10 protein-coding genes are annotated in these 7,696 nt (G+C 72.6%); 4 read left to right on the forward strand and 6 right to left on the reverse strand.

Annotation, left to right across the window (positions count from 1 at the left end):
- Positions 1 to 256, forward strand: a 256-nt coding sequence (locus AB0O67_RS33205; RefSeq protein WP_365458388.1) for a helix-turn-helix transcriptional regulator, incomplete at its 5' end; no start/stop codon positions are given.
- 15 nt (positions 257 to 271) lie between these two features.
- Here AB0O67_RS33205 and AB0O67_RS33210 read toward each other — a convergent pair.
- The 3 genes from AB0O67_RS33210 to AB0O67_RS33220 all read right to left on the reverse strand — a co-directional run bounded on the left by AB0O67_RS33210 (position 272) and on the right by AB0O67_RS33220 (position 2,916).
- Positions 272 to 874, reverse strand: coding sequence for an ATP-dependent Clp protease proteolytic subunit (locus tag AB0O67_RS33210; RefSeq protein ID WP_365458391.1), 603 nt, complete (start codon positions 872 to 874; stop codon positions 272 to 274).
- Positions 875 to 876: 2 nt separating this feature from the next.
- Positions 877 to 1,518, reverse strand: a complete 642-nt coding sequence (locus tag AB0O67_RS33215) for an ATP-dependent Clp protease proteolytic subunit (protein WP_365458394.1) — start codon at positions 1,516 to 1,518, stop codon at positions 877 to 879.
- Between the two features lie 183 nt (positions 1,519 to 1,701).
- Entirely contained in the window at positions 1,702 to 2,916 is a 1,215-nt protein-coding gene (locus tag AB0O67_RS33220; protein ID WP_365458397.1) for an epoxide hydrolase family protein, read from the reverse strand.
- A gap of 122 nt (positions 2,917 to 3,038) precedes the next feature.
- Here AB0O67_RS33220 and AB0O67_RS33225 point away from each other — a divergent pair, with 122 nt between their 5' ends.
- On the forward strand, positions 3,039 to 3,521 hold the full coding sequence (locus AB0O67_RS33225; RefSeq protein WP_365458400.1) for a VOC family protein: 483 nt from the start codon (positions 3,039 to 3,041) through the stop codon (positions 3,519 to 3,521).
- A 64-nt stretch (positions 3,522 to 3,585) separates the two neighbouring features.
- Here the strand turns inward: AB0O67_RS33225 and AB0O67_RS33230 are convergent, their stop codons facing one another.
- The 3 genes from AB0O67_RS33230 to AB0O67_RS33240 form a co-directional block, all read right to left on the reverse strand.
- On the reverse strand, positions 3,586 to 4,476 hold the full coding sequence (locus AB0O67_RS33230; protein ID WP_365458403.1) for an aminoglycoside phosphotransferase family protein: 891 nt from the start codon (positions 4,474 to 4,476) through the stop codon (positions 3,586 to 3,588).
- 95 nt (positions 4,477 to 4,571) lie between these two features.
- Positions 4,572 to 5,474, reverse strand: a complete 903-nt coding sequence (locus tag AB0O67_RS33235) for an SGNH/GDSL hydrolase family protein (protein ID WP_365458406.1) — start codon at positions 5,472 to 5,474, stop codon at positions 4,572 to 4,574.
- A gap of 120 nt (positions 5,475 to 5,594) precedes the next feature.
- Positions 5,595 to 5,903 (reverse strand): alcohol dehydrogenase catalytic domain-containing protein, encoded by a 309-nt coding sequence (locus tag AB0O67_RS33240; protein WP_365458409.1) that lies wholly within the window; start codon positions 5,901 to 5,903, stop codon positions 5,595 to 5,597.
- Between the two features lie 111 nt (positions 5,904 to 6,014).
- Here AB0O67_RS33240 and AB0O67_RS33245 point away from each other — a divergent pair, with 111 nt between their 5' ends.
- A complete protein-coding gene (locus AB0O67_RS33245; protein WP_365458412.1) occupies positions 6,015 to 6,815 on the forward strand; it encodes a VOC family protein in 801 nt (266 codons plus the stop codon).
- A 36-nt stretch (positions 6,816 to 6,851) separates the two neighbouring features.
- Positions 6,852 to 7,553 carry a ribonuclease H gene (locus AB0O67_RS33250; RefSeq protein ID WP_365458415.1) on the forward strand — a complete coding sequence of 234 codons (702 nt, stop codon included), beginning with the start codon at positions 6,852 to 6,854 and terminating at the stop codon, positions 7,551 to 7,553.
- The last annotated feature ends 143 nt before the right edge of the window (positions 7,554 to 7,696 follow it).

Here is a 7,696-nt window from a genome sequence, read left to right on the forward strand (position 1 = left end):
GCGGGAGCGGCTGGCGCAGCAGCGGACGTTGAAGGACGTCGCCGACGCCGCCCGGATCTCGATGCCGTATCTGTCGGAGGTGGAGCGCGGCCGCAAGGAGGCCTCCTCGGAGGTGCTCGCGGCCGCCGCCCGCGCCCTTGGGCTCGGCCTGGGCGATCTGCTGGCGCGGGTGCACGGTGACCTCACCCGGCACACGCACGCGCGCGGCCGTGCCACGTCCACCGCGCCCCACAACGGCCTCTGCCTGGCCGCCTGACGCCGTCCCGGCGCCTCAGACCCTCACGAGGCGCCGGCTCAGCACCTCGTCGGCCAGCCCGTACGCCACCGCCTCCTGCGCGGTGAACACCTTGTCGCGGTCCATGTCGGCGCGCAGGGTCGCGAGGTCGTGGTGGGTGTGCCGGGCCAGCACCTCCTCGACCTGGGAGCGGATCCGCACCATCTCCTTGGCCTGCAGGGCGAGATCCGTCACCGTGCCCTGCCGTCCGCCGCTGGCCGGCTGCCCGAGCAGCACCCGGGCGTGCTCCAGCACGAACCGCCGCCCCGGGTCCCCGCCGGCCAGCAGCACGGCCGCCGTGGAGGCCGCCTGCCCGACGCAGAACGTCGAGATCGGCGCCTGCACGAACGTCATCGTGTCGTAGATCGCCATCAGCGAGGTGAACGATCCGCCGGGGGAGTTGATGTAGATCGCGATCTCGTTCTCCGGCGCCGCCGACTCCAGGTGCAGCAACTGCGCGATGACGACGTTGGCCACGCCGTCGTCGATCTCGGTGCCGAGGAAGACGATCCGCTCCGACAGCAGTCGGCTGAACACGTCGTAGGACCGCTCGCCCTGCGGGGTGCGCTCGACCACGTTCGGGATCGTGTACGTCCCCATGACTACAGCCCCGTCCGTCGCCGTGCGTCCGCCGGGCGGATGTCGGTGAACGACTCCAGGACCCGGTCCACGATGCCGTACTCCCTGGCCTGCTCGGCCGTGAACCAGCGGTCCCGGTCGCCGTCGCGCGAGATGGTCTCCGGGTTCTGCCCGGTGTGCTCCGCGGTGATCCGCTCGATGGTCCGCTTGGTGAACTCCAAGTTGTCCGCCTGGATCTCGATGTCGGCGGTGGTGCCGCCGATACCGGCCGACGGCTGATGCATCATGATCCGCGCGTTCGGGAGCGCGAACCGCTTGCCGGACGTGCCCACGCCGAGCAGGAACTGCCCCATGCTGGCGGCGAACCCCATCGCGAGCGTGGAGACGTCGTTGGGGATCATCCGCATGGTGTCGTAGATGGCGAGCCCCGCGTGCACCGAGCCGCCGGGGCTGTTGATGAACAGGCTGATGTCGGTGCGCGGATCCTCCGCCGACAGGATCAGCAGCTGGGTGCAGACCCGGTTGGCGGAGACCTCGTCGACCTGGGTGCCCAGCAGCACTATCCGCTGCCCCAGCAACTGGGCGGCCAGATGGTCGTCGAACCGGGTGGGCGGGGTGTCGCCCTCCTCGGCGTGGGGCGGCAACAGGGCGGTGCTTGGAGACATGCGCGCTCCTCGGGTCGTGGGAGTGGAAGCGGGTGGTGCGTCATCCACTCTCGGGCCGGGACCCCGCCCGTGGCGGCTTTCTCTGCCCGCGGCAGATTCGCCCAGGGCAGAGGCGTGCGGAGACGGAGGCGTGCGGAACGCGCCCGCGCCGTCGGCTGCCCCGGCGGCGCGGCGGACCGTGCCTCATCCGCCCGGCATCTCCCGTACGTGCCGGAAGAACGCCCGGACGTCGTCCACCATCAGGTCCGGCTCCTCCATCGCCGCGAAGTGCCCGCCTCGGTCGAACGTCGTCCAGCGCACGATGTTGTCGGTACGCATCGCCCTGTGGCGCAGCGGGATCTGGATCTCGGCCGGGAACAGGGCGACGGCGGTCGGCGCGGTCGACGGCTCCCGCGGCTCGGCCTTGCGCATGCCGTCGTGCGCGTGCGCCCGCTCGTAGTAGATACGGGCCGACGAACCGGCCGTCCCGGTCAGCCAGTACAGCATCACATTGGTGAGCAGCAGGTCCCGGTCGACGGCCTCCTCCGGCAGCTCCCGCGAGTCCGTCCACTCCCGGAACTTCTCGACGATCCAGGCGAGTTGGCCGACAGGCGAATCGGTCAGCCCGTACGACAGGGTCTGCGGCCGGGTGGACTGCAGCGCGGCGTACCCCGTGCCCTCGCGCGACCACACGCTCCAGCGGCGCCACGACGCGAGCGCCTGCTCGCGCTCCTCGGCGCTCAGCCCCGCCAGCTCCTCACCGGTCGGCTCGGTCGCCGCCTGCGCGCCGGGCAGCAGGTTGAGGTGGACGCCGATCACCCGGCCGGGATGGGCGCGGCCCAGCTCGCGGGAGATCGCCGAGCCCCAGTCACCACCCTGCGCCCCGAACCGCTCGTAGCCGAGCCGGCTCATCAGCTCGGCCCACGCGTCGGCGACCCGGCCCGCCTCCCAGCCGGTGTCCCGCGTCGGCCCGGACAGCCCGTAGCCGGGGACGCTCGGCAGCACGACGTGGAACGCGTCGGCCGGATCCCCGCCGTGCGCGGCCGGGTCGGTCAACGGCCCCACCACGTCCGAGAACTCCACGATCGAGCCCGGCCAGCCGTGCGTCACGATCAGCGGCGTCGCGTCCGGCTCGGGGGAGCGGACGTGTGCGAAGTGGACGTTCGTCCCGTCGATCGTGGTGGTGAACTGCGGCCACTCGTTGAGCCGCGCCTCGGCCGCGCGCCAGTCGTAGGTGTGCCGCCAGTACCGGGCGAGCTCGCGCAGATAGTCGCCGGGCACGCCGTACGCCCAGCCGACGCCGGGCAGTTCCTCGGGCCACCGGGTGCGGTCCAGGCGGTCGTGGAGGTCGTCGAGGTCGCTCTGCGGGATGTCGAGGCGGAAGGGCCGGATGCCGTCGGCGGGCGAGGACGTGGTCATGGTCGCGATGCTAGTTCCGCCGGCCGCCGCGGCCCTCGGAAAGAAGGCCGGACGCGACCGATGAGTTACGCCGCCCCCGCCGGTCGGTACAGGTGACCGCGTTCCCCGCACAGGAGGTGCCCATGGCCGCCGACGGATTCACCACATGTCTCTGGTTCGAGGACCAGGCCGAGGAAGCAGCCCATTTCTACGTCTCGGTCTTCAAGAACTCCAGCATCGGTTCGCTCGCCCGTTACGGCGAGGGCGCCTTCCAGCCCGCCGGGTCGGTGATGACCGTGGAGTTCACGGCCAACGGCCAGAAGTTCGTCGCGCTCAACGGCGGACCGCAGTTCTCGTTCAGCGAGGCGATCTCCTTCCAGATCTCCTGCGCGGACCAGGCGGAGGTCGACCACTACTGGGCCAAGCTCACCGAGAACGGCGGCGAGCCCGGACCCTGCGGCTGGCTGAAGGACAAGTACGGCCTCTCCTGGCAGGTCGTCCCGGAGGGACTGACGGAGCTGATCACCGACCCGGACCCGCAGAAGGCCGCCCGCGCCACCAAGGCCATGATGTCCATGGGCAAGCTCGACATCGCCGCCTTGCACACGGCCCACGCGGGCGAGTGACCTTCATGCCGGGGGAGGGACCCGCCGGCGCGACGGCGGGCCCCCTGCGGGAGGAGGCGCGCGCTCACCCCCGCTCGGCCAGGGTCTCCTTGATCACATGCCGTGAGTTCGCGGCGAGCGGCGGATTGGTCTCCCAGTAGTACGGCAGCTGGATCAGCGAGATCGACAACGCCCAGCCCCGCCCGCGCGCCCACTCGGCGTCGTCCGCGTCCACCTGCCGGCGGAAGGTCTCCCGCGCCCCTGCCGGCAGCAGGTTCCACGCCACGATCAGATCGACAGCGGGATCCCCCACCCCCGCGAGCCCGAAGTCGATCACACCGCTCAGCCGCCCTCCGCGGACCAGCACGTTCCCGGGGGAGAGGTCCCCGTGCGCCCACACGGGCGGGCCCGTGTACCGCGGTGCCCGCAGGGCCTCCTCCCACAGCGCGGTCACGGCGTCGGTGTCCACCCGGCCCACCAACTGCCCGACGGCCGTCCGCGTCGGCTCGTCCCGGGAGGCCAGCGGCACGCCCCGGGGGTTGGGCGGACCGTCCCCGGCGTCGACCCGGCGCAGCGCGGCGACGAACTCCGCCAGGTCCCCGGCCAGTCGCTCCGGCTCGTCGAGCGCCCCGGCGACGGGATTGCGTCCCTCCAGCCACTGGTACACCGACCAGGGAAACGGGAACCCCGCACCGGGCTCGCCCCGTCCGGCCGGCCGGGGTGTCTCCACCGGCAGGCACGGCCCCAGTTCGGGCAGCCAGGTCAGCTCGTGCCGTACGTCCCCGACGGCCCCGGGACGGCGTGGCAGCCGCACCACCAGCTCGTCGCCCAGCCGGAACATCGCGTTCTCGGTGCCGGACGACTCCAGCCGGCGCAGCGGCAGCCCCGCCCACTGCGGGAACTGGCCGGCGATCAGCCGCCGGACCAGGGGTACGTCCAGGTCGACCTCGTCCGCATGCATCCTGACGGCACACATGACGGCCATCCCACCGGAACAACCGGGACCGTGTCGACCCATTTCCAGGGCCGGCGGCCGCCGGACGACGGGCGTGACGGCCGGACGACGAGACGTCAGCGGGACCGGACCGCTTCCCCGACCACCCGCGTGATCTCCCGCGCGATCCGCAGGACACCCGGCGAGCGCACCGGGCACGGCTTCGGGGTGGAGGTCGTGGGCGCCAGACAGAAGTGCAGGTAGTCGTCGTCACGGTGGAGGGCGGTGCGGTCGGCGCCGGGCCCGGTGCAGTAGTCGGGATGGGCACGCTCGTAGGCGGTGCAGGGCAGGTACTGGGTCCAGGAGTAGCGGGCGCCGGGGGCGCTCACCGCCCGGCCCGCGTCGGCGACCAGGTCACCGGTGGCCGCGGCCCGCTCCTCGTACACGGCGTTCACGCGCCGGACCCGGTCGGGCGTGATCGGGTCCGGGCCCTGCAGCACCCAGACGATGCGCGGCCGCCGGTCGCGGCCGGCCGCGTCGATCTGCTCGGCCAGACGCCGCGCGTCGTCGGCGTACCGCTCCAGATAGCGGCCGCGCGCGGCGCCGTACGTGATGCCGTCCATGCACGGCGTGTAACCCCAGGCGTTGCCCCAGAACTGCAGGACCACGAAGTCCGGCCGCACCGACCGCACCAGGGCCGCCGCCTTGTCCGCGTCCGGCACCAGGGAACGTTCGCCGGTGCCCTCCAGGTAGTCGCACAACGTGGTGCCGGAGTAGGGGGCGCTCGTGTACTGCGCCCGCACGTCCCGGCGGAGTTCCCGGCCGAGCACCTCATGGTTCTCCGTCGCCAGCGAGTCCCCGATATACAGCACGGCCGGCGCCTTCACGGGGACGCGCGGCGCACGCTCCTGGGAGGTGCTCGGCGCCTCGGGCACGGAAGGCGCGGGCGGTGCCGCCTGCGGTCCGGACGCGGGATCCCCGCAGGCACCGAGCAGCACGGCACCGGCCAGCAGTACCCCCGACACCCACCGTCCGCCCATACGGCAACTCCCGCCCCGCCACCGACAAGGCCACCCAGGCAAGCACAGCCAGGCGGCAGGGGGAAGACACGCGCCGGACAGCGGAGCCGCACCGCCCACGTGTCCGGTCCCGGTCCCCGGTCACGAAGCCGCGCACCCCGCCCCGTCCCCGGCCACCACATGACCCGGAACTCCCCCCGGCCGGTGCACGGGCAGCTCTCCCTCGGTGACGTGCAGGTCGGCGCGGCACACCCCGCACGCCCGCACCCGCACGAGCAACTCGTCCTCGCCGGGCGCCGGCACCGGCCTGTCCACCAGCCGCAGGCCGCCCGCCTCGACCGGGCCCGGCGCCGTCACCGACCACGCCCGCATCGTCTTGTCCACCACCGTCATGACGCGCCCCCGCTTCCCCGTCAGAGCCGCCGCGGCCACCGTCTCCGCCCCCGCCACCGAGATCCCCTTCCAGTCTGGGACGCGAGCGCGCGTCCGGCGCGCAGGCGGCCTTCCCGATGACTAGCGTGAGGAACGGGACAACCCCACCGAACCGGAAGGGCCGCAGCCATGGCTGGAAAACCCGAGGGAACCCCTGTCTGGGCCGACGCGATGTTCAGTGACGTCGAAGGGGCGAAGACCTTCTACGCCGACGTCCTCGGCTGGACCTTCGACGAGGCGTCGTCGGAGTTCGGCAACTACACGCAGGCGTACTCCAGCGGCAAGGCGGTCGCCGCCGTCGTACCACCGATGCCCGGCCAGGAGGGCCAGTCGCAGTGGTGTCTGTACTTCTCGTCGCCGGACGCGGCCGCGACGGCCGGCCGGATCCGGGAGAACGGCGGCCAGGTGCTGATGGACCCGATGCAGGTCGACGACTTCGGCAGCATGTGCCTGGCCAGGGACCCGAGCGGGGTCGTCTTCGGGGTGTGGCAGCCGGGCACGCACGAGGGGTTCGAGGCCCCCATGGACCAGCCGGGCGCCTACTGCTGGGCGGAGGTCTTCACCCGTGAACCCGAGAAGTCGGACACCTTCTTCTCCTCCGTCTTCCCGTACACGGCGCAGCAGATGGAGGACGACGGGGTCGACTTCCGGATCTTCAACCTGGAGGGCGCCCCCGTCCTGGGCCGGATGAAGATGACCGACGAGTTCCCGCCCGAGGTGCCGCACTACATCAACGTCTACTTCGCCGTCGCCGACTGCGACGAGGCCGTCGCCCGGGCCACCAGGCTCGGTGGCGTGCTGCGGTTCGGGCCGACGGACAGCCCGTTCGGCCGGTTCGCCGCCCTCAGCGATCCGCAGGGCGCGAACTTCTCGGTGATCGACACCACGACGACCGTGGGGGAGATGCCGGACCTGGATGACGTGTCCTGAGCGGATCCGTGATCAGGGGCCCGGGCCGCTCATGGCATGATCGGACGCATGCGTGAACGAGTGGTGGCCGCGTGCGACGGGGCTTCTAAGGGGAACCCCGGACCGGCGGGCTGGGCCTGGGTCGTCGCCGACGAGGGCGAGACCCCCACGCGCTGGGAAGCGGGGCCGCTGGGAAAGGCCACCAACAACGTCGCCGAACTGACCGCTCTGGAGCGCCTGCTGACGGCGACGGACCCGGACGTACCGCTGGAGATCCGGATGGACTCCCAGTACGCCATGAAGGCCGTCACCACCTGGCTGCCCGGCTGGAAGCGCAACGGCTGGAAGACCTCCGGGGGCAAGCCGGTCGCGAACCAGGACCTCGTCGTGCGTATCGACGCACTCCTCGACGGACGTGCCGTCGAGTTCCGCTACGTCCCCGCCCACCAGGTCGACGGCGACCCGCTGAACGACTTCGCCGACCGCGCCGCCAGCCAGGCCGCCACCGCGCAGGAGCCCGCGGGCACCGGGCTCGGCTCACCGGAGCCGCCGGCCTCGCCGGACGCTCCACCGACCGCCGCGCGCCGCAGGCCGTCGACGGCCAAGGCGGCACGCAAGGGCGGCGGTTCCGCCCGCACGATCAAGGCGAAGTTCCCCGGCCGCTGTGTGTGCGGCCGCCCCTACGCGGCCGGCGACCAGATCGCCAAGAACGCCCAGGGCTGGGGCCACCCGGAGTGCCGGACCGCGGACTCCGCGTAACACCCCCGGAACGCCGCGATGCGCGGCTCCGCAAGGGAGTCGCGCAACGCGCCGGGAACACACCGACAGTCAGTGGCCGCCCCCGCCCCCACCCCCGCCCTGACCGCCGCCGCCCCCCCCCGGGCCACCCCCCCCACCCGGAC

It is taken from the genome of Streptomyces sp. NPDC086077 (genome assembly GCF_040686175.1).
Lineage (GTDB): Bacteria > Actinomycetota > Actinomycetes > Streptomycetales > Streptomycetaceae > Streptomyces.

Excerpts from the sequence above, each read along its gene's own strand:
- AB0O67_RS33215 (WP_365458394.1), bottom strand. The coding sequence starts at position 1,518 with ATGTCTCCAAGCACCGCCCTGTTGCCGCCCCACGCCGAGGAGGGCGAC.
- AB0O67_RS33225 (WP_365458400.1), top strand. The coding sequence starts at position 3,039 with ATGGCCGCCGACGGATTCACCACATGTCTCTGGTTCGAGGACCAGGCC.
- AB0O67_RS33250 (WP_365458415.1), top strand. The coding sequence starts at position 6,852 with ATGATCGGACGCATGCGTGAACGAGTGGTGGCCGCGTGCGACGGGGCT.
- AB0O67_RS33230 (WP_365458403.1), bottom strand. The coding sequence starts at position 4,476 with ATGTGTGCCGTCAGGATGCATGCGGACGAGGTCGACCTGGACGTACCC.
- AB0O67_RS33210 (WP_365458391.1), bottom strand. The coding sequence starts at position 874 with ATGGGGACGTACACGATCCCGAACGTGGTCGAGCGCACCCCGCAGGGC.
- AB0O67_RS33235 (WP_365458406.1), bottom strand. The coding sequence starts at position 5,474 with ATGGGCGGACGGTGGGTGTCGGGGGTACTGCTGGCCGGTGCCGTGCTG.
- AB0O67_RS33245 (WP_365458412.1), top strand. The coding sequence starts at position 6,015 with ATGGCTGGAAAACCCGAGGGAACCCCTGTCTGGGCCGACGCGATGTTC.
- AB0O67_RS33220 (WP_365458397.1), bottom strand. The coding sequence starts at position 2,916 with ATGACCACGTCCTCGCCCGCCGACGGCATCCGGCCCTTCCGCCTCGAC.